Below are 18,578 nucleotides of genomic sequence, written 5' to 3' on the forward strand. Positions count from 1 at the left end.
CGGCGGGCATATCAACCGGAGCGCCTGGCGCGCATGCTGGAAAGATAGCCGCGTATGGTTTCCTGCACGCCGGGCCTGGCGAAGTTTTCGTGCATCAGGGGCTCGAGCGCTTCGATGCGTCCGACGGCGCAATCGGGCGGCTCCAGCAACAAACGCGCCTTGCGGGCAATGACCAGCGCCTCGCGGCGCGCGATGTAGAACGCCAGACGCTCGGCGGAAAGCCGCTCGAAGTCCTCGGTCGGCAACACATCGGTCACCAGTCCCAGGTCTCGGGCGGGCTCGGCCTTCAGCAGTTGGCCGCTGAGGCACAACTGGCGGGCCCGCGCGCCGCTGATCTTGGTTTCCAGGGCGGTCTGGACCATGACGGGGTACATGTTGAAAGCGATTTCCGGGCACGCGAGCGTGAGGTCCGCCGAGGCAATGACGATGTCCGTCATCGCCAGCAGGATGACGCCGGCCCCCGCCGCCTTGCCTCGGGCGACAGCCAGGACGGGAGCCGGAGAGCGCGCCATGGCGGCCATCAGTTCACGCAGGCCCTGCCCCTGCGCTTGCAACAACGCAGCACTGCGGACGAACTCCTCGATATCGCCGCCGGCACAGAACAGGGAGGGCGAAGCGCTGCGGAGAACGATCAGCCCAATCCCTGCGGCCGGGGCGCTTTCAATCGCGCGCCGCAACACGTCGAGCATTTCCACGTTCAGGGCGTTGGCCTTGGCCGCACGGTCCAGGATCAGCGTACGGACGCCAGCGGCGTCGTGAACCAGCACATGGTGCGAGGATGCCGTCATTCGAACCTGCTCACGACCGCATCGAGCACCCAGGCCTGCCCCTCGCCCACTGCCAGCGGATTGATCTCGATTTCCGCCAGGCCCGGCCGCGCCATGAATGCTTCGCACAACCCCGCAATCTGCCGAGCCAGAGCTGGCAGGTCAACGGCGCCGCGCCCCCGAAACCCCTGCAGCAGCTTGGCCGAGCGCAGGCCCTCGATCATTTCCTGGATGCCTTGTGCGTCCAGCGGCAGCAAACGGCAGACCACGTCGGGATCGAGCTCCACTTCCACCCCGCCGCGGCCCAGCGTCAAGGTGGGGCCGAATCGGACGTCGCGGCGTAGGCCCAGCAGCAATTCGTGGTCGAAGCGCTGCATGGATTCGAGCAGGATGCCCCTCGCGTCGATGCCCCTGTCGCTGGCGATTGCGCGCAGGCGCAGCAGGGCTGCTCGCAATTGCTCGTCGTCCATGATGCCGAGCACCACGCCGCCTATGTCGCTCTTGTGCAGGACAGTACTGGCCTGCAGCTTGGCGACGACGGGGTAAGCCAAGGGCGCGGGCAAGCGGTCGGGCATATCGCCGTCCACCAGCACGCCGTCGGGGATGCCGGCGGTTCCGAGTTCGCGCAATAGCGCCTTGCTGTCCCACTCAAGCAGAAACGCGATACTAGCGGCCGGCATCGCATCGCACCGGAGTGCCGGCAACGCCGGCGCCGTCAGCGCCGCATGGCGCAAGCCGTTCAGACGCACAGCAGCGCCCAGGGCTGCAACCGCGGGCGGGATATCGCGGAACACGGGTATGCGCGCCTGCTCCAGCACACTCACCGACTCTTCCTTGGCGCCGATCCAGATCACCACGATGGGACGATGGGTACGCTGGCGCGCCTGGGCGATGGCGTCGGTAAACGCCGTGGCGATGCTGTGCATCAGGCCAACGAACAGCACGATGGCGTCGTTGCCCGGGTCTCGCGCCACGGCCTCCAGCGCCCTTGAAATGCTGGCGGTGTCCTGCACCACATTGCCGGTCAGGTCCAGCGGATTGGCCGCCTTGACGAAGGAAGGCAACACCGGCGCCAGCGCCTGGGCCGTCTGCGGCGCAAGCGCGGGCAGCTCCAGCGCCCAGCGTTCGGCTTCGTCCGCGATGAGCACGCCCGCGCCTCCCGACACGGACATGACGGCCAAGCGCTTGCCCTGCGGCACGCTGTCGAACAGGAACAGCCGGGCCACATCCATCATCTGGCCCAGCGAATCCACCCGCAGCGCGCCATGCTGACGCAGGCAGGCGTCATACAGGGCATCGTCGCCGGCCAGCGCTCCCGTATGCGAAGCAGCCGCCGCCGCGCCCGCCTGCGAGCGGCCCGCCTTGATCGCGATGACTGGCTTCCCGGCTGCCGCCGCGCGCAGCAGCGCCCATCGGAACGCCAGGGAATCGCGGATATCCTCGACGTAAAGTCCGATGACGCGCGTCTGCGGATCGTCGGCAAGATAGGCAATGGCCGACGCCGCATCCATGTCGCACTCATTGCCGGTGGTGATCCATTTGCTGAATCCCAGGCCAGAACGCAGGCAGATGTCCATCCAGTACGCGCCCAACGCGCCACTCTGGCTGACGAAGGCGAAGCCGCCCTGCTTGATTGGCGTTTCCTCCAGTGCGGTGGTGAACGAGGCGATGAGTCCGGTGGCGCTATTGGCCACGCCCAGGCAGTTGGGGCCGAGTATCGTGACGCCTTGGGCCCGCGCTAGTTCGCCCAGCCTGCGTTGCAGCGCCGCGCCTTCTTCGCCCGTTTCGGAAAAGCCCGAAGAAAACACGACGAACGCCTTGACGCCCGCGGCCGCGCCCTCGCGGATCACATCCTCGACCAGCCCCGCCGGCGTACCGACTATGGCCAGATCCACCGGCTCGCCTATCGCGGCCAACGAGGGATAGCTCTTGAGACCCTGCACCTGATCGCGCGTCGGATTGACCGGAAACAGTTTGCCGACAAAGCCGCGCGACAGCATGTAGGCCAAAGGTCGGCCGGCGATCTTCCCCGGATCGGCTGAAGCGCCCACGATGGCCACGCTGCGCGCCTCCAGCACGGCGGCCGCGCGCGCCGCCCCTGCCAGCGCCTGCGGTGACGCGCCGCCCACGATGTTCATGTCTTCCATCATTTCAGTTCGCATCGATGCCCGCCGTCTTGATGACCTGGTCCCAGCGCTTCATCTCGCCGTCCAGGAACTCGCTGAAAGCCTTCGGCGCGGAAGCTACCGGAATGACGCCCTGCCCCAGCAGACGCTTGCGCACGACGGGATCCTCGAACTCCGCGCGCACCGCTCCCTGCAATTTGTCGACGATGTTCTTGGGCACGCCGGCAGGCGCAACCAGGCCGAGCCAGGTATTGCCGTTGAACCCCGGCAAGCCGGATTCATTCAGCGTGGGATAGTCGGGATAGGCCGGCGACCGCTCCAATCCGGTAATCGCGATCAGCTTCAGCTTTCCTGACTTTACATAGGGTTCGGCCGAAAGCGCGTCGACGAACATCACCGAAAGCGACCCGCCGAGCAGATCCGTCAACGCCTGTGCGCTGCCCCGGTAAGGCACGTGCACCAGCTTGATGCCGGCGGCCTGCTGCAGCAACTCGCCTGAAAGATGATTGGATTGTCCGACGCCCGCAGAGCCGTATGTCAGGGTGCCTGGCTTGGACTTTGCCAGCGCGATGAACTCCTTGAGGTTGGACGCGGGGACCGCAGGATTGGCGACCAGGAAGTTGGTCAGCTCCACCATTTGCGTAATGTTGCTGAATCCGCGCGCGGTGTCGTACTGCAGCTTGGAATACATGCTGGGATTGATGGCGTGGCTGGTCGCTACCGCCCCCAAGGTGTAGCCGTCTCCCGGCGCGCGCGCCACTGCCTGCGTGCCGATGGTGCCGCCGCCTCCCGGCAGGTTCTTGACCACGGCAGGCTGGCCCAAGCGTTCGATGCCGTGCGCGGCCGTGCGCGCGATAGTGTCCAGGATGCCGCCCGCCGAGGACGCCACGATCACCTCTATCGGTTTGGACGGGTAGACAGGCTCGGCACGGGCCGACCCTGAGCCCAAAGCCATAAAGGCAGCCGCAGCCAAGCTGGCCGCCCGCGACGAGAATGAGGATTGAAGCAGGGGTAATCCGGTCTTCATGTTGTCTCCTTTATTCTGTATAGCGAATATTTATCTTTATAGCGAATAAAGTCTAGGATTGACCCTCCGGCTTGTCAAGGACAAAACCGCCTGATCCGATGATTGACGCATCAATGAACGCTGGCTATTATATTTTTTAACGAGAATATTATTCTCTATAAAGAATTTAAAGATGCCCGACACGCCAAGGGTGACGGGCATCGCCAGCGGAGACAAAAGGAGCATATCCGTGAGCTTGAGCTTTGCGTTTTCCAGTGAACACGAAGCCGTCCGCGATACCGTGCGGCGGCTTTGCCAGGATGAACTCGCCCCCCTGGTCTTCGATGCTGAAGAACAGGAAACCTTTCCGAAGCACGTCTTTGAACGCTGGGGCGATCTGGGCCTGCTGGGCGTGCGCTATCCGGAAGCCGATGGCGGCAGCGGCCTGGACAAAATCAGCGACTGCATCGTGCGCGAAGAGCTGAGTTACCTGTCCCAGGCGTTCGCCTCCACCTGGTCGGCCCATACGCATCTGGGCATCTGGCCCATATGGAAAGCAGGCACGCCGGCGCAGAAGGCGCGTTTCCTGGCGCCCGCGCTGGCCGGCCGGAAAGTGGCCGGCTTCGGCCTGAGTGAACCGGACGGCGGCTCCAACGTGCGCGCCATGAAGACCCGGGCCGAACGCGTTGAAGGCGGTTGGCGCCTGCATGGCAGCAAGCTTTACATCACGAATGCGCCCTTTGCCGACTTCCTGCTGGTAGCCGCGCGCACCAGTCCCGACCTCCGTCCTGACTCGATCAGCCTGTTCATCGTCGAACTGCCCAATCCTGGCTTCGAAATTTCCAAGCTCAAGAAGGAAGGGATACGCGCGTCGGAAACCGCGCTTATCCACATCGACAACGCCTTCGTGCCCGACGATTGCCTGCTCGGCGAAACCGAAGGCACGTATCCGCTGATCCTGGAATCGCTCAGCGAAAACCGGGTCGGCGTGGCGGCCAATGCCCTGGGCATGGCGCGCGCGGCCTTCGATGCCGCCACCGCCTACGCCAACGACCGTCTGGTGGCCGGCAAGCGCATCGGCCAGTATCAGGCCATCGGCCACAAGCTCGCCGAGATGTCGGCGCAGATCGAAGCGGCCCGCTGGCTGGTCTATTACGGCGCCTGGCGCGTGGATCAGGGAACCCTGGACGCGGCCACGGCCGCGCGCGTCAAGCTGGTCGCCAGCGAAACCGCCGTTTCGGTCAGCGAGCAAGCCATCCGTATCTTCGGCGGCGCCGGCATCATGCGCGAGTATCCGGTCGGCCGCATCCACCGCGACGCGCTGGTCTACATCATCGGCGAAGGCACCAGCGAGATCCAGAAGAACATCATCGCCAACAGCCTGGGATTCAAGCCATGAACGACTATGTCCTGCGCGAGCGCCGCGGCGCGACACTCCTCATCACCCTGAACCGTCCCGAACGACGCAACGCCTTCGATCTCGAGGTGCGCCAAAGCCTGGCCGAAGCCGTGCTTCAAGCGCGCGACGACGACACGGTCAAAGCCGTGGTCATCACGGGCGCCCAGGGCGTGTTCTGTGCGGGCGGCGATCTGAAATCGCTGTCCGAGGCCAAACGGCCTGTGTACAAGGACCGGGATCGCATACGCCGTCTGCACACCTGGTTCCATGAACTGGTCAATCTGGAAAAGCCCGTCATTGCCGCGGTGGACGGCCCCGCCTTCGGCGCGGGCTTCAATCTGGCATTGGCCTGCGATTTCATCCTGGGCACGCCGGGCGCGCGGTTCTGTGCCGTTTTCGGACGCATCGGCCTAGTGCCGGACCTGGGCGGCTTTTTCCTGTTGCCGCGCATCGTCGGCCTTCAGCGCGCCAAGGAACTCGTGTTCTCGGCACGCGAAGTGGACGCCGAAGAAGCGCGCGCCCTCGGCATCCTGTACCGCATCGTCCCGCCGCAATCCCTGCTGGACGAGGCATTGGCGCTTGCCGCCCGATTCCATGCCGCATCGACCGAAGCGCTGGGCATGTCGAAGAACATACTCAACCGCTCCTTCAACCTGGACCAGAACACGCTGGCCGAACTGGAGGCCCATGCCCAGGCGCTGGCTCTGCACACGGTCTACCACGACGACGCCGTGGCGCGCTTCCTGGACAAGCAGCCCCTCGCATTCAACTGGTCCGCCAAGCCTGGCAAGGACGGCGCCGCATGAGCATGAACGCCTACATCACTGGCGCCTGCGACACGCGCGTCGGCGAACTGCCAGGTTCCAGTTGCATGGGCCTGCACGCGGAAGCGGCATTCGGCGCGATACGCGACGCGGGCCTGGACCCCGGCGACATCGACGGCGTGTTGTGCGCCTATTCCTTTACCGAGCCGCACCTGATGCTCGGTTCCGTGTTCTGCGAATACGCGGGCCTGAATCCGAACTTCTGCACCGCGATACAGGCCGGCGGCGCCAGCGCCTGCATCATGGTCATGCAGGCGGCCGCCCTGGTGGCCAGCGGCCAGTGCAACCACGTCCTGGTCGTCGCGGGCGACAACCGTCTGACGGGGCTGTCCCGCGACGGCGCGGTGGCGGCGCTGGCCGAGGTCGGCCACCCGCAGTTCGAGCGCCCCTTCGGCATCAGCGTGCCCGCTTCCTATGCGCTGGTTGCGCAACGCTACATGCACGATTACGGTGTGACATCCGAGCACCTGGCAGCAATCGCCGTGGAGCACCGCCGCCATGCCGGCCGGCATCCCAAGGCCCACAAGCGCGAGCCGATCTCCATTGAGGACGTGTTGAACTCGCGCGAGATCAGCGCGCCCCTGCGCATGCTGGACTGCTGCCTGGTTTCCGACGGCGGCGCGGCGCTGGTGGTCAGCCGCCGTCCTGCCACCAACACCAGCCACCGTGCCGTGGAGATCCTGGGTGCGGGCCAGGGCCACACGCACGAACATATCGTGTCCGCACCCAGCCTGGTCGATTTCGGCTGCAAGGCCTCGTCGGCACGCGCGTTCGCGGCGGCCGGCCTGAAGCCCGCCGACATCGACGTCGCTCTCATCTACGACTCGTTCACCATCACCTTGCTGGTCGAACTTGAATCCATTGGATTCTTTGCTCGCGGCGAAGCCGGGCCCGCCGCCCTGCAAGGCCAGTTGGGCCTGGGCGGCGCCCTGCCCTGCAATACCCATGGCGGCCTGCTGTCCTATGGCCACTCCGGCGCGGCCGGCGGCATGTTCCATGCGGTCGAGGCCGTCCATCAATTGCGCGGCCAGGCGGATGCCCGCCAGGTGGATGACGCCAACCTGGCCTTCGTGCACGGAGACGGCGGCATCCTTTCCGCCCACTGCTCACTCATCCTGGGAGCCGCCTGAAATGGAAAAGCCCTCCATACGCCCCACCGCGGAAACGCAGCCTTTCTGGCAAGGTTGCCGCGACCGCAAGCTGCGCTACCAGACCTGCGGCGAATGCGGCGCGGTGCAGCGCATTCCGCGCAGTGTCTGCACTCATTGCCACGGACAGCAGCTGAAGTGGAACGAATCTGCCGGACTGGGCACCGTGCTCAGCCATACCACGGTGCATCGTGCACCGAACGCGGCCTTCAAGGCCGAAGCGCCCTATGTAATCGCCCTGGTCGACCTGGACGAGGGATTCCGCTTGATGGTCAACACCCGCAATGACGCCAACTCGCCGCTCGCCATCGGCCAGCGGGTGCGGATCGGATTCGAGCCCCGCGGCGACCACCTGCTCCCGATTGCCGAACCGGAGACGCCATGAGCGCGCTGTATACCTATGACAGCTTTACCCCTGGTTCCGTGCTGGGCGAATGGGAAGAGCCGCTCGACGCGAGGCTGCTGGCGCTCTGGGAACGCCTGTTCGGCCAGCACGCGCAGGACGCACCGGCCAGGCAGGCCGGCCTGGCCGTCGCGCTGATGATGCGCGCCTACCTGAACGTGGTGACGCCGCGCCCGCCCGGCAACATCCATGCGCGGCAAGCGCTTTGCGTCCAAGGGCTGCCGCGCTCTGGCGAACGCGTACGTTCCACGGTGCGCTGCCTGGACAAGGAAATGCGGGGCGAACGTCGCTATCTACGACTTGAAGTCGCTGGCGAGGGCGCAACTGGACGCCCCCTCTATACCGGCCGAATGAATCTGATCTGGGCCGCCTAGGACACACCATGACGCCTACACTGGAAGAAGTATCCATGAAGGTCACTCAGGCGGACATCGATCTTTATGCCGAACTGACCAACGACTTCAATCCCCTGCACGTAGATCCGGCATTCGCCTCGGCCACGCCCATGGGCGGCACCATCGCCCACGGCACGCTGTCGGTCAACCTGATCTGGCAATCGCTGGCGCGCAGCTTCGGTGCCGCGGCGCTGGAACGATTCGACCTGGACATCCGCTTTCTCAAGCCGCTGCATGCCGGCGGCCTCATCACCGCAGGCGGCCAATGCGTGGCCGATGCACCAGGGAGATATGACGTCTGGGTAAGAGATGCCGGCGGCGTCGCGCTGATCGCCGGCCACGTCACGCTAGCCGACGCCGGCGCACCGGCAGCCAACTGAACCAACCGGAAACAGCCATGCACCTGACCCACGAGCATCGCGAACTCGAACGGACCACCCGCCGCATCATCGCCGAACACCTGGACCCCTATCTGGACGAGTGGGAGGCCGAGCAGATTTTCCCTGCGCACCGCGTGATGAAGGCCTTCGGATCCGCCGGGCTGCTGGGCATAGGAAAGGCGGCAGAGTATGGCGGCATGGAGCTGGATTTCAGCTACGAAATGGTCTTCGCCGAGACCCTGGGCGAAGTCCGGTCCAGCGGGCTGACCTCGGCCATCGGCGTGCAAAGCACGATGTGCACTCCGGCCTTGGCGCATCATGGCAGCGATGCGCTCAAGCGCGCTTACCTGGCGCCCACCATCGCGGGAGATCTGGTCGGCTGCATCGGCGTAAGCGAAGCCTCGGCAGGCTCGGACGTGTCGCAGATAAAGACCTGGGCGCGGCGCGACGGCGACGACTACGTCATCAACGGATCGAAGATGTGGATCACCAATGGCGTGCAGGGCGACTGGATCTGCCTGCTGTGCAATACCTCGCAGGACGGCGGACCGCACAAGAACAAATCGCTCATCATCGTGCCATTGAACGCTCCCGGCGTCAGCGTGTCGCGCAAGCTGGACAAGCTGGTGCTGCGCGCCTCCGATACGGCCGAACTGTTCTTCGACGACGTGCGGGTACCAGTCAGCAACCGCATCGGCGAAGAGAACATGGGCTTCATCTACCAGATGGAGCAGTTCCAGGAAGAACGCATGTTCGTCGCGGCGCGCAGCATGCGGTCGATGGAGCGGGCCATCGAAGAGACCATCGAATACGCCGGCCAGAGGCAAGTGTTCGGCGGCACAATCCTGTCCAATCAGGTGGTCTACCACAAGCTCGCCGAAATGCAGACCGAGATCCAGGCACTGCGCTCTCTGCTGTACCGTGCCATCGAGCAATACCTGGACGGCCAGGACATCGCGCAGTTCGCCTCCATGGCGAAGTACTACGCTGGCAAGCTGTCCATGAAGATTCCCAACGAATGCCTGCAGTTCTGGGGCGGCCAGGGCGTCATGAACGAGAACTGGATCTCTCGCGCCTATCGCGACCTGAGGCAGACGGCCATCGGCGGCGGCGCCAACGAGATCATGCTGGAAGTCATCGCGAAGACCATGGGCATACATCCCGGCAAGCGGGCGTAGCGCCGGTCCGCGTTCAGCCCGCCCCGCCCCGCTGCGCCATGTACGCATGCCGGAAATAGTCCCGCACCGCCTGCATGGCGGGCGACACTTCCGCGCCCCGGCGCCAGGCCAACCCGACGTTCATGGGCGGAATCGGGTCCTTGAGCTGTACCGTTTCAATCCGCCGCCCCTCCAGCGACCAGGGCCGGTAGACCATGTCCGACAGCAGGGCCACGCCGCTGCCGTTGGCCACCATGCTGCGCACCGCCTCGACGGATGAGGTGCGCAGCCGCACGTCGGGCTTGAAGGGGGTTTCGTTCCAGTAGCGCAAGGCGGTGTAGGCCGCCTCGTCCACGGTCAGCATGATGAAGGGTTCGCGCGAGACGTCCTCCAGGGTCACGGCGTCCGCCGCAAGCAAGGGATGCCTGGCCGGCAGCCACAGGCGTCGCGGCGAGCCGAAGAAATGCTCCACCGCCAGATCCGGATTGGCGACGTTCGAGGTCAGCAGCACCGCCATGTCATAGCGGTTCGCGATCAGGCCTTCCTCGATTGCGCTGCGGTTCAGTTCGTGCAGCTGGATGTCCAGGCGCGGATACAGCTGAGACAGCCGCTGCAGGTGATACGGCAGGAAGTAGCCGATCACCGTATAGGACGCCGCCAGCAACAGGCGGCCCGAGACCTCTTCCGCCGTCGCCGGCATGCGCAGGGCCTCGTCGACCGACGACAGGATGTTGTAGGCGTGGTTCAAGAAGGTGCGGCCGCTGTGAGTCAGCGTCACGCCGTGGGCGCCCCGCAGGAACAGCGCCGTGCCCACTGTCTCCTCCAGTTCGCGGATGGCGCTGGTGATGGCCGACTGGGATATCGCCAGCTGGATTGCCGCCTGCGAAATCTGGCCCAGTTCGGCTGCGGCGATGAAGTATTTGAGCTGACGTAGGGTAATCGACATGTCCGGTTTTATCTTTTTAATCGATATCTTTGCCTCAGAATATCTGAATATTCTCTCTGCGATCCGATGCGTCTTATCAGGGGTATCCCTTATTTTTCATAGGAAAAACGTCGGAACGATGCTGCCAATTCAACGGACAGTTATCTAGAAAACAGATATTGATCGATCAATAAAAAGATCTTTTTGTCCCCCTCGGCCTTGGCTAATGTTCACGTCACACGCCGCGTCGAATGCGGCGAGCAACGCCAAGGAGCCTCCGGCAATGAGCAAACGCAGCATCGACCTCAACTCGGACATGGGGGAAGGATTCGGCCCGTGGACCATCGGGGACGGCGTGGACGAAGCGATCATGCCCTTGATCAGTTCGGCCAACATCGCCACGGGATTCCATGCAGGCGACCCTCGGATCATGAACCGCACGGTGTTGCAGGCCCGCGAACACGGCGTCTGCATCGGCGCCCATCCCGGCTTTCGCGACCTGGTCGGCTTCGGCCGGCGGGACATGCGCGAAAGCGCCGAAGCGCTGGTGCACGACATCGTCTATCAACTGGGCGCGCTGCGCGAATTCGCCCGACTGCACGGACTGCGCCTGCAGCACGTGAAGCCGCACGGCGCGCTGTACATGCAGGCCGCCCGCGACGAAGCCTTGTCGCGCCGTTTGATCGAAACGCTGCAGGAGCTGGAGCCCACGCTGGCGCTGTACTGCATGGAAAGCTCGGTCACCTACCGTCTGGCGCGCGAACTGAACCAGCCCGTGGTGCGCGAGTTCTACGCCGACCGCGACTACGACGCCAGCGGCTCCATCGTCTTCACCCGCTACACCCAGCCGCTGGACCCCGCCCAGGTCGCCGAAAAAGTGCTGCGCGCCTGCACCGAGGGCCGCGTGCGCACGGTCGAAGGCAAGGACATCCCCATCGACTTCGATTCCGTCTGCATACACAGCGACACGCCCGGCGCCCTGTCCCTGGTGCGCGCCACCCGCGAGAAGCTGGAAGCCCACGGTATCCGGATCGCGCCGCCCAGCGTGACCGGCCCCTGACCCCCTGCCGCCCGAACGACATTCCAAGGAGAAAACCATGCCGTTGCACGATATTCCCAGCCCCCTGCCCGGAACCTTCTACCGCCGCCCCAGCCCCGACGCTGCCCCCTTCGTGGAGCGGGGCGCCACGGTCGCCGCCGGCGCCGTGATCGGCATCGTCGAGGTCATGAAGCAGTTCAACCAGATCGAAACGCCCACCGGCGGCGTGGTGGCCGAGATCCTGGTGGAAGACGGCGAGCCGGTGGAAGCCGGACAGCCCCTGCTGCGCATCGAGGGATAGGCCGCGCCATGTCCGATACCCATCTTCCCTACCGGCCGCGCAACATCCACAAGGTGCTGGTGGCCAACCGCGGCGAAATCGCCTTGCGCATCATCCGCGCCGCCCGCGAACTGGGCATGCGCACCGTGGCCGTATACAGCGAAGCGGACCGAGACGCGCTGGCCACGCGCATGGCCGACGAAGCGGTGCTCATCGGCCCCTCGCACGCGACGCGCAGCTATCTGAACACCGAAGCGCTGCTGGAGGCCGCCCGCAGCACCGGCGCCCAGGCAGTACATCCCGGCTACGGCTTCCTGTCGGAAAACGCGGCATTCGCGCAGGCCGTGAGCGACGCCGGCCTGATCTTCGTCGGGCCCGACGCCGCCACCATCCGCACGATGGGCGACAAGGCGGCGGCGCGCGCCTGCGCCCAGGCGGCCGGCGTGCCGACGGTGCCTGGCAGCGAAGGCGTGCTGTCATCGCTGGACGAAGCCCTGACCCATGCCGCCATCATCGGCTACCCGCTCATGATCAAGGCAGCCGCGGGCGGCGGCGGGCGCGGCATACGCGTGGTGCGCGACGAAGCCGAACTGCGCGCGCAGATGCCGCAGGCCCAGGCCGAGGCGCAGGCGGCCTTCGGCGAAGCCGGCGTATACCTGGAGCGCTATCTGCCGCGCGCGCGGCACATCGAAGTGCAGGTTCTGGGCGACGGCAGCAACGCCGTCCACCTGTATGAACGCGAATGCTCCCTGCAACGGCGCCGGCAGAAGGTATTGGAAGAAGCGCCCTCACCCGCCCTGAACCCCGCCACCCGGCAGAAACTATGCGAATCGGCGGCGCAACTGGCGCGCTCGGTCGGGTACCGGGGAGCGGGCACGCTGGAGTATCTGTATGACGACAGCCGCGGCGCCGGCGAGTTCTACTTCATCGAGATGAACACCCGCATCCAGGTCGAGCACCCCATCACCGAAGCCATCACGGGCGTGGACCTGCTGCGCGAAATGCTGCGCATCGCCGACGGCGAACCCCTGCGCTTACGCCAGCAGGACATCGCCATCCGCGGCGCAGCGATCGAATGCCGCATCAACGCCGAAGACCCCAAGCGCAACTTCGCGCCCAGCCCTGGCCGGGTGGAACACGTGCGCTGGCCCGGCGGGCCCGGCGTGCGCGTGGACTCGATGCTGTATCCGGGCTGCTCCGTGCCGCCCTACTATGACTCGCTGCTGGCCAAGCTGATCGTCTGGGACGAGAGCCGCACGGCGGCGCTGGCGCGCATGGCGCGCGCGCTCGACGAAGTGGAACTGACGGGCGTGCATTCAACGCTGGCCCTGCACCGCGAACTGCTGGAGGATGCGGACGTGCTGGCGGGCCGCTACCACACCAATTATCTTGAAGCCTGGATGCAAAGGGACCGGGAGGAAAACCAATGAGCTTGCGCTACACCCATGGCGGCGACGAGTTCATCTTCGTCGAGATCAGCGAGGACATGTCGCTGGAATCCTTCTTCAAGGGCATGGCGATCACGCGGGCGCTGCGCGAACGCGCGGTCGACGGCGTGACCGAGATCTGCCCGGCCAACGCGTCCTATCAAGTACGGTACGACCCCGACCGCATCGCGCCGGACGCTCTGCTGGCCCTGCTGCGCGAACTGGAGGCGGGCATAGACCTGGCCAACCTCACGCTGGCCACCCGCATCATCGAAGTGCCGGTGTACTACAACGACCCCTGGACCCACGAGACCCTGATGCGGTTTCGCGAAAGGCACCAGGATCCGGAATCCACCGACCTGGAGTACGCGGCCCGCATCAACGGCCACGACTCGGTGCAGGGCTTCATCGACGCCCACTCCGGTTCGCCCTGGTTCGTGTCCATGGTGGGCTTCGTGGCCGGGTTGCCCTTCATGTACCAGATGGTGGAACGCGAGCGCCAGCTGCAGGTTCCCAAATACCTGCGCCCCCGCACCGATACTCCCAAACACACGGTGGGACACGGCGGCTGCTTCGGCTGCATCTATTCGGTACGCGGCGCGGGCGGCTACCAGATGTTCGGCGTCACGCCAGCACCCATCTTCGAACCTGCCCAGCGCCAGGCGCATCTGCGCGATTCGATGGTGTTCTTCCGCCCGGGCGACATCGTGAAGTTCAAGCCCATCACCCGCGACGAGTACGACCAGGCCACGGCGCAGGTCGAGGCCGGCAGCTTCGACCTGCGCATCCGGCCCGTGTCGTTCTCGCTGGCCGAGTTCCAGCGCGCGCCCGATGCCTGCAACGCCCAACTGCTGGAGACGCTCCATGCCTAACGATCCCATCATCGAAGTCATCAAGCCCGGCCTGGCCACTTCGGTGCAGGACACGGGCCGCCTAGGCCACTACCACCTGGGCATACCGCCGTCCGGCGCGCTCGATCAGTACGCGCTGGCCGCCGCCAACCTGCTGGTGGGCAATGCCGCCGGCGACGCGGTGCTGGAATGCACGCTGCTCGGCCCGGAACTGTTGTTCCACCGCACCGCCGTGATTGCCGTGACGGGCGCCAGCATGATCCCCAAGATCGACGGCGTGGCGCAGGCCTGCAATGTGGCGCTGGCGGTGCAGGCCGGCAGCCGGCTGTCGTTCGACTTCGTGCAGGCCGGCGCCCGCGCCTGCCTGGCGGTCGCGGGCGGCATCGACGTCCCTGTGGTCCTGGGCAGCCGCTCGACCTACGCGCTGGGCGCTATCGGCGGCCACGAAGGCCGCAAGCTGCAGGCCGGCGACCGGCTGGCGGTGGGCCGGGCGTCCATCCGCACGCGCGTGGGCCGCGAACTGCCGGCCGCGTTGGCCGAGGCCCCGCCCAAGACTCAGACGCTGCGCGTGCTGCCGGGCCTATACGATCACCGCCTGGAGCCAGAATCCGCCGCCACCTTCTATGAAGACGCCTGGACCGTGACCTCCGAGGCCGATCGCATCGGCTACCGCTACAAGCAGGGCCGCCCGCTACGCTTTCGCGCCCGCGAGCAACCTTTCGGCGCGGGCGCCGATCCGTCGAACATCGTCGACGCCTGCTATCCCATCGGCTCCATCCAGGTGCCTGCGGGCGTGGAACCCATCATCCTGCATCGCGATGCGGTGTCCGGCGGCGGCTACGCCATGATAGGCACGGTCATCAGCGCCGACCTGGACAAGGTCGGGCAGATGCAGCCCAACCAGAGCGCCCATTTCGAGCGGGTGACGCTGGAGCAGGCGGTGGCCGCAAGGCGCGACTACCGCGCCCGCTTCGAGCGGCTGCATCAGGCGCTCAGCGGCTGATCCTCGGGGCGCGGCCGGTCCGCGCCCTTCTCCCGGTTTTTCGTATATCCCGGCCTTGCCCCCTGGCAAGGCCGGTGGGCGACACGCGCCCGTTCCGCAGTCGAACCGCAGCATCCGATCCCGCCAGGAGATCCGACATGGCCAACATGACCCCACGCAAACCGTCCGATGAGACGGACAACTCGCTGCATGCCGTCGCCGACAGCGACCGCATGCCCCGCTACGCCCTCACCATGGCCTGGTGGGCCGTGTGCAGCGCCGTGTTCTACATCGTCGTCGGCGCCACGCTGGCGCTGAAATACGGCGCCCGCAACGCCATCATCGGCATGGTGCTGTCGGTGATCAGCTACGGGCTGATCAACGGCGTCATCAGCCGCTACGCCATCCGCAGCGGCCTGTCGGTGGCGCTGTTCTCGCGCCGGCTCTTCGGCACCTCGGGCGCGGCGCTGGCCACCCTGATCTTCTTCGCCACCGCCATCTACTACGCGGTGTTCGAAGGCGCGGTGATGTCGGTCGCCGCGCATCATCTTTATCCTGCCGTGCCGTACTGGCTGGTGGCGCTGGTGGTGGTCATCTACAGCGTGCTGTTGATCTTCGGCAGCGTGCAAACATGGCTCGACAAGTTCAACGGCGTGCTGCTGCCCTTCTATTTGCTGGGGTTGTTGCTGGCCGTGGTGATGGCGACGCAGGAATACGGCTACAGCGATGCCTGGCTGTCATTCGGTCCGCCCGAAGGCCCGGTCCCCGGCGGTTGGTGGGACGCCTTCGTGTACTACATGGGCGTATGGGTCCTGATGATGTTCACCTTCGACTATGCCCGCTTCGGCAAGCGCGAAGACCAGACCTACCATAGCCGCTACAACTTCGGCATGCCCTTCTATCTGGTGACCTTCCTGCTCAACGGCGTGGCCGGCATCTATCTGGTCAGCACCATCCCCAGCGACGCCGCGCTGTCGGAAGTGTCGGTGGTGCTGGCGCTGCTCAAGCTGATGGGCCTGGGCGGATTGCTGTTCGTGTGGATCACGCAGACCCGCATCAACACCGCCAACTACTACCTGGCCACCATCAACATGCAGGCATTCTTCGCGCGCTGGCCGGGCATGCGCTGGCCCAAGGCGATGTGGGCGGTCATCGTGGGCGCGGTGACGTATGCGCTGATGCTGCTGGACGTGTTCTCGTATCTGCTGCAGGCGCTCGCCTACCAGGGCATCTTCGTGGTGTCGTGGGTGGCGGTGGCCCTGGTGCACATTCTGGGCGACCAGGAGTCCGCGCCGCAACATGGCGGGGCCGCATTCAACCGCGCAGGCCTGGCCGGCTGGTTCGCAGGCGCGATTTGCGGCCTGGCGCTGATGCACACGGAGGGTTTCGCGGCGACGCTGGCCGCGCCGGCCAGCTTCGTGGTGTCGGCGCTGGTGTACCGGATCTGCTCCATGGCGGCGGCACGGATGCAGGCGCAGGGCGGCTAAGGCCGCGCTGCGGGCCGCGCGGCAAAACGCCCGGCCCGAAAACGTCCTGTGTACACTTTCCGCTGGTCCCGAAGCTGGCGGAAGAAAATGAAGATGCGCGAAGATTTGGCGGCATTGCGGCCGCAGCTCATACTGATCGCCCAGAGCGCGGATACCGGTGACGGCGCCCATGACCTGAGCCATCTGGAACGCGTATGGAAGGCCGCCAACAGCATGCTGGCGCACCACCCCGAAGCCGACGCCATGGTGGTCATGGCCGCCAGTTACCTGCATGACCTTGTCAACCTGCCCAAGAACCATCCCGACCGGGCGCGCGCATCGACCATGGCGGCTGACGAGGCCGTGCGTGAGCTGCAGGCCGCCGGCTATCCCTCAACCAAGCTCGCAGCCGTCCATCACGCCATCGAGGCCCACAGCTACTCCGCCAACATCCCGCCCCGGACCATCGAGGCCCGCATCGTGCAGGATGCCGACCGCCTGGATGCGCTTGGACCGGTGGGACTGGCCCGCATGTTCCATGTCGGCGGGCAACTGGGGCGGGCGCTTGCGCACCCCACCGACCCTATGGGCACGCATCGGCAACTGGACGACGGCGCCTACGCGCTGGATCACATCGAATTGAAGCTCTCACGTATCGCGGGAACCATGCAGACGGATGGCGGCCGCGCGCTTGCAGCAACGCGGCTGGACTGGATACGGCGGTTTCGTGATGAGTTCGTGGCAGATTGGTCGGCCTGATTCAGGTTCCCGGCCACGCCATCAATTGGCAGGCTGGCGGCGCCTGGCCGACAAACCACGGATCCATCACAGCACGAAGCAATCCGCCGAAGCGCGCACCGTCATGTCGCTGACCGAAACGCCCCACGGTTGATCGATGGCCAGCAGGATCGCGTCGGCGATCGAGTCAGGCTCCACCGGCATATGCGACAGGCTCTCCGGATCGCGGAGATCAGGCGGCAGGGCCCCTTCCTGCAGGCCCTTTACCATTGCCATGAATTGCTCCATGTTGTTCCCGACTCTCCCGACGGCGGCAGCGTGGTTGGCTACGGACCCGCCAAGTCCGGTGTTGGGCACTCCGGTGGGGCTGATGGTCGTAACCTTGATCTTCCCGCGCGCCTCCGTCCTCACGGCTTCCGACATGAAATCGACTGCGGCTTTGGTGGCGCCGTAGATTGCCGCGCCCACTGCGGGGAAGTCCCCATAGATGGACGAGATGTTGATGAAGTGGCCCCGCCCCTGAAAGATCATCGCATCGTGGGCGGCAATCATGCCATTGAACACGCCCCTCATATTGATGTCGATACAACGCATCCAGGCATCGTAGGCACGCGAGTGATCCGCGACAAAAGCCAGCGGCATGATGCCTGCATTGTTGAGCATTACGTCGATCGAACCATAGCGCTGCACGCTGGCGCCGACGAGGCCTCTCAGGTCATCCAGAATGCGGACATCCGCGGCTAGGGCCTGCGCCCGGCCGCCCGCCGCGGTAATGCGCGCGACGGTTTCCGCCGCAGCGTCCGCGTCGATATCGCCGCACGTCACCAGCGCGCCACGGGCGGCGGCCTGCTGCGCGACCTGGCGTCCAAAGCCGCCGCCTGCCCCGGTAATGACGATGGTCTTGCCTGAGATGTAATCGCTCATGATTCTCTTCTCCAATGCCGCTATGCGAGGAGCCGCGCCATGCCGCATCGCCGCCGTGCGCATGACCTGCCGTTGCATCCACGCAAGTCGCGGACTGATCCGTGGGATACGGCAGAGCTGGCAGGAGGACCAACCCACGGCCATATTTCGTTGTCACACAATAATTAGAATTCTAATTCTATTATTGGAAGGTACTTGAGGCCGTTCAACGCGAGGTTTCCCTAGGCCGAGATCAGTGCTGGGCCAAGCACCTGTGACCGCCGTTCGTCCTGCAAACAACCTCCCCGTTATGACGTGGCAGCAACAGGCGCTTGATCGATAAGAGAGCGCATCTGCTACGG

19 protein-coding genes are annotated in these 18,578 nt (G+C 65.4%); 14 read left to right on the top strand and 5 right to left on the bottom strand.

The genetic code is table 11. From position 1 onward, the window contains the following. Positions 1 to 11: 11 nt before the first annotated feature. The 3 genes from IB259_RS10980 to IB259_RS10990 are packed head-to-tail and all read right to left on the bottom strand — an operon-like array spanning position 12 to position 3,920. A complete protein-coding gene (locus tag IB259_RS10980) occupies positions 12 to 788 on the bottom strand; it encodes an enoyl-CoA hydratase/isomerase family protein (RefSeq protein WP_192328976.1) in 777 nt (258 codons plus the stop codon). Beyond that, positions 785 to 2,929 (bottom strand): acetate--CoA ligase family protein, encoded by a 2,145-nt coding sequence (locus IB259_RS10985; protein WP_370528698.1) that lies wholly within the window; start codon positions 2,927 to 2,929, stop codon positions 785 to 787. The genes IB259_RS10980 and IB259_RS10985 overlap by 4 nt, the downstream gene beginning before the upstream one ends. After that, complete coding sequence (locus tag IB259_RS10990; protein WP_054457858.1) at positions 2,919 to 3,920, bottom strand: tripartite tricarboxylate transporter substrate binding protein; 1,002 nt, start codon at positions 3,918 to 3,920, stop codon at positions 2,919 to 2,921. The genes IB259_RS10985 and IB259_RS10990 overlap by 11 nt, the downstream gene beginning before the upstream one ends. A 229-nt stretch (positions 3,921 to 4,149) precedes the next feature. Between IB259_RS10990 and IB259_RS10995 the strand changes: the two genes are divergently transcribed. The 7 genes from IB259_RS10995 to IB259_RS11025 are packed head-to-tail and all read left to right on the top strand — an operon-like array spanning position 4,150 to position 9,626. After that, positions 4,150 to 5,298: an acyl-CoA dehydrogenase family protein gene (locus IB259_RS10995; protein ID WP_119450627.1), complete on the top strand. Its 1,149-nt coding sequence runs from the start codon at positions 4,150 to 4,152 to the stop codon at positions 5,296 to 5,298. Further along, positions 5,295 to 6,104 carry an enoyl-CoA hydratase/isomerase family protein gene (locus IB259_RS11000; RefSeq protein ID WP_054457860.1) on the top strand — a complete coding sequence of 270 codons (810 nt, stop codon included), beginning with the start codon at positions 5,295 to 5,297 and terminating at the stop codon, positions 6,102 to 6,104. Before IB259_RS10995 ends, IB259_RS11000 begins: the two co-directional genes overlap by 4 nt. Then, positions 6,101 to 7,252, top strand: a complete 1,152-nt coding sequence (locus tag IB259_RS11005) for a thiolase family protein (RefSeq protein WP_192328978.1) — start codon at positions 6,101 to 6,103, stop codon at positions 7,250 to 7,252. The genes IB259_RS11000 and IB259_RS11005 overlap by 4 nt, the downstream gene beginning before the upstream one ends. Position 7,253: 1 nt before the next feature. After that, positions 7,254 to 7,655: a Zn-ribbon domain-containing OB-fold protein gene (locus IB259_RS11010; protein WP_119450625.1), complete on the top strand. Its 402-nt coding sequence runs from the start codon at positions 7,254 to 7,256 to the stop codon at positions 7,653 to 7,655. After that, entirely contained in the window at positions 7,652 to 8,047 is a 396-nt protein-coding gene (locus IB259_RS11015; RefSeq protein ID WP_119450624.1) for a hypothetical protein, read from the top strand. The genes IB259_RS11010 and IB259_RS11015 overlap by 4 nt, the downstream gene beginning before the upstream one ends. Before the next feature lie 8 nt (positions 8,048 to 8,055). Further along, on the top strand, positions 8,056 to 8,448 hold the full coding sequence (locus IB259_RS11020; RefSeq protein ID WP_119450623.1) for a MaoC family dehydratase: 393 nt from the start codon (positions 8,056 to 8,058) through the stop codon (positions 8,446 to 8,448). Positions 8,449 to 8,465: 17 nt separating this feature from the next. Further along, complete coding sequence (locus IB259_RS11025; protein WP_054457865.1) at positions 8,466 to 9,626, top strand: acyl-CoA dehydrogenase family protein; 1,161 nt, start codon at positions 8,466 to 8,468, stop codon at positions 9,624 to 9,626. A gap of 13 nt (positions 9,627 to 9,639) precedes the next feature. Here IB259_RS11025 and IB259_RS11030 read toward each other — a convergent pair whose 3' ends face one another. Continuing rightward, a complete protein-coding gene (locus IB259_RS11030; RefSeq protein ID WP_054457866.1) occupies positions 9,640 to 10,551 on the bottom strand; it encodes a LysR family transcriptional regulator in 912 nt (303 codons plus the stop codon). 262 nt (positions 10,552 to 10,813) lie between these two features. Between IB259_RS11030 and IB259_RS11035 the strand changes: the two genes are divergently transcribed. From IB259_RS11035 to IB259_RS11065, 7 genes are all read left to right on the top strand, one after another. Then, entirely contained in the window at positions 10,814 to 11,590 is a 777-nt protein-coding gene (locus tag IB259_RS11035; protein WP_054457867.1) for a 5-oxoprolinase subunit PxpA, read from the top strand. A gap of 37 nt (positions 11,591 to 11,627) precedes the next feature. Further along, on the top strand, positions 11,628 to 11,870 hold the full coding sequence (locus tag IB259_RS11040) for an acetyl-CoA carboxylase (RefSeq protein WP_119450622.1): 243 nt from the start codon (positions 11,628 to 11,630) through the stop codon (positions 11,868 to 11,870). Positions 11,871 to 11,878: 8 nt separating this feature from the next. Next, positions 11,879 to 13,279 carry an acetyl-CoA carboxylase biotin carboxylase subunit gene (locus tag IB259_RS11045; RefSeq protein WP_192328980.1) on the top strand — a complete coding sequence of 467 codons (1,401 nt, stop codon included), beginning with the start codon at positions 11,879 to 11,881 and terminating at the stop codon, positions 13,277 to 13,279. Beyond that, a complete protein-coding gene (locus IB259_RS11050; RefSeq protein WP_119450620.1) occupies positions 13,276 to 14,148 on the top strand; it encodes an allophanate hydrolase subunit 1 in 873 nt (290 codons plus the stop codon). The genes IB259_RS11045 and IB259_RS11050 overlap by 4 nt, the downstream gene beginning before the upstream one ends. Continuing rightward, the gene (locus IB259_RS11055) at positions 14,141 to 15,130 is read left to right on the top strand and encodes a biotin-dependent carboxyltransferase family protein (RefSeq protein WP_054457871.1); all 990 of its coding nucleotides are present in this window, start codon (positions 14,141 to 14,143) and stop codon (positions 15,128 to 15,130) included. The genes IB259_RS11050 and IB259_RS11055 overlap by 8 nt, the downstream gene beginning before the upstream one ends. 137 nt (positions 15,131 to 15,267) lie before the next feature. Then, entirely contained in the window at positions 15,268 to 16,596 is a 1,329-nt protein-coding gene (locus IB259_RS11060; protein WP_192328982.1) for a cytosine permease, read from the top strand. Between the two features lie 87 nt (positions 16,597 to 16,683). Next, the gene (locus IB259_RS11065) at positions 16,684 to 17,334 is read left to right on the top strand and encodes an HD domain-containing protein (RefSeq protein ID WP_192328984.1); all 651 of its coding nucleotides are present in this window, start codon (positions 16,684 to 16,686) and stop codon (positions 17,332 to 17,334) included. Positions 17,335 to 17,400: 66 nt separating this feature from the next. On the opposite strand, the gene IB259_RS11070 is transcribed toward IB259_RS11065, so the two are convergent. Then, positions 17,401 to 18,237, bottom strand: coding sequence for an SDR family oxidoreductase (locus IB259_RS11070; protein ID WP_119450670.1), 837 nt, complete (start codon positions 18,235 to 18,237; stop codon positions 17,401 to 17,403). Positions 18,238 to 18,578: the final 341 nt, after the last annotated feature.

Source organism: Achromobacter sp. ACM04 (assembly GCF_014851465.1).
Lineage (GTDB): Bacteria > Pseudomonadota > Gammaproteobacteria > Burkholderiales > Burkholderiaceae_B > Achromobacter > Achromobacter aegrifaciens.

Coding starts and splice junctions, on each gene's coding strand:
- IB259_RS11060 (WP_192328982.1), top strand. CDS start 15,268: ATGGCCAACATGACCCCACGCAAACCGTCCGATGAGACGGACAACTCG.
- IB259_RS11035 (WP_054457867.1), top strand. CDS start 10,814: ATGAGCAAACGCAGCATCGACCTCAACTCGGACATGGGGGAAGGATTC.
- IB259_RS11020 (WP_119450623.1), top strand. CDS start 8,056: ATGACGCCTACACTGGAAGAAGTATCCATGAAGGTCACTCAGGCGGAC.
- IB259_RS10980 (WP_192328976.1), bottom strand. CDS start 788: ATGACGGCATCCTCGCACCATGTGCTGGTTCACGACGCCGCTGGCGTC.
- IB259_RS11030 (WP_054457866.1), bottom strand. CDS start 10,551: ATGTCGATTACCCTACGTCAGCTCAAATACTTCATCGCCGCAGCCGAA.
- IB259_RS11025 (WP_054457865.1), top strand. CDS start 8,466: ATGCACCTGACCCACGAGCATCGCGAACTCGAACGGACCACCCGCCGC.
- IB259_RS10990 (WP_054457858.1), bottom strand. CDS start 3,920: ATGAAGACCGGATTACCCCTGCTTCAATCCTCATTCTCGTCGCGGGCG.
- IB259_RS10985 (WP_370528698.1), bottom strand. CDS start 2,929: ATGCGAACTGAAATGATGGAAGACATGAACATCGTGGGCGGCGCGTCA.
- IB259_RS11045 (WP_192328980.1), top strand. CDS start 11,879: ATGTCCGATACCCATCTTCCCTACCGGCCGCGCAACATCCACAAGGTG.
- IB259_RS11000 (WP_054457860.1), top strand. CDS start 5,295: ATGAACGACTATGTCCTGCGCGAGCGCCGCGGCGCGACACTCCTCATC.
- IB259_RS11050 (WP_119450620.1), top strand. CDS start 13,276: ATGAGCTTGCGCTACACCCATGGCGGCGACGAGTTCATCTTCGTCGAG.
- IB259_RS11015 (WP_119450624.1), top strand. CDS start 7,652: ATGAGCGCGCTGTATACCTATGACAGCTTTACCCCTGGTTCCGTGCTG.
- IB259_RS11005 (WP_192328978.1), top strand. CDS start 6,101: ATGAGCATGAACGCCTACATCACTGGCGCCTGCGACACGCGCGTCGGC.
- IB259_RS11065 (WP_192328984.1), top strand. CDS start 16,684: ATGAAGATGCGCGAAGATTTGGCGGCATTGCGGCCGCAGCTCATACTG.
- IB259_RS11040 (WP_119450622.1), top strand. CDS start 11,628: ATGCCGTTGCACGATATTCCCAGCCCCCTGCCCGGAACCTTCTACCGC.
- IB259_RS11010 (WP_119450625.1), top strand. CDS start 7,254: ATGGAAAAGCCCTCCATACGCCCCACCGCGGAAACGCAGCCTTTCTGG.
- IB259_RS11055 (WP_054457871.1), top strand. CDS start 14,141: ATGCCTAACGATCCCATCATCGAAGTCATCAAGCCCGGCCTGGCCACT.
- IB259_RS11070 (WP_119450670.1), bottom strand. CDS start 18,237: ATGAGCGATTACATCTCAGGCAAGACCATCGTCATTACCGGGGCAGGC.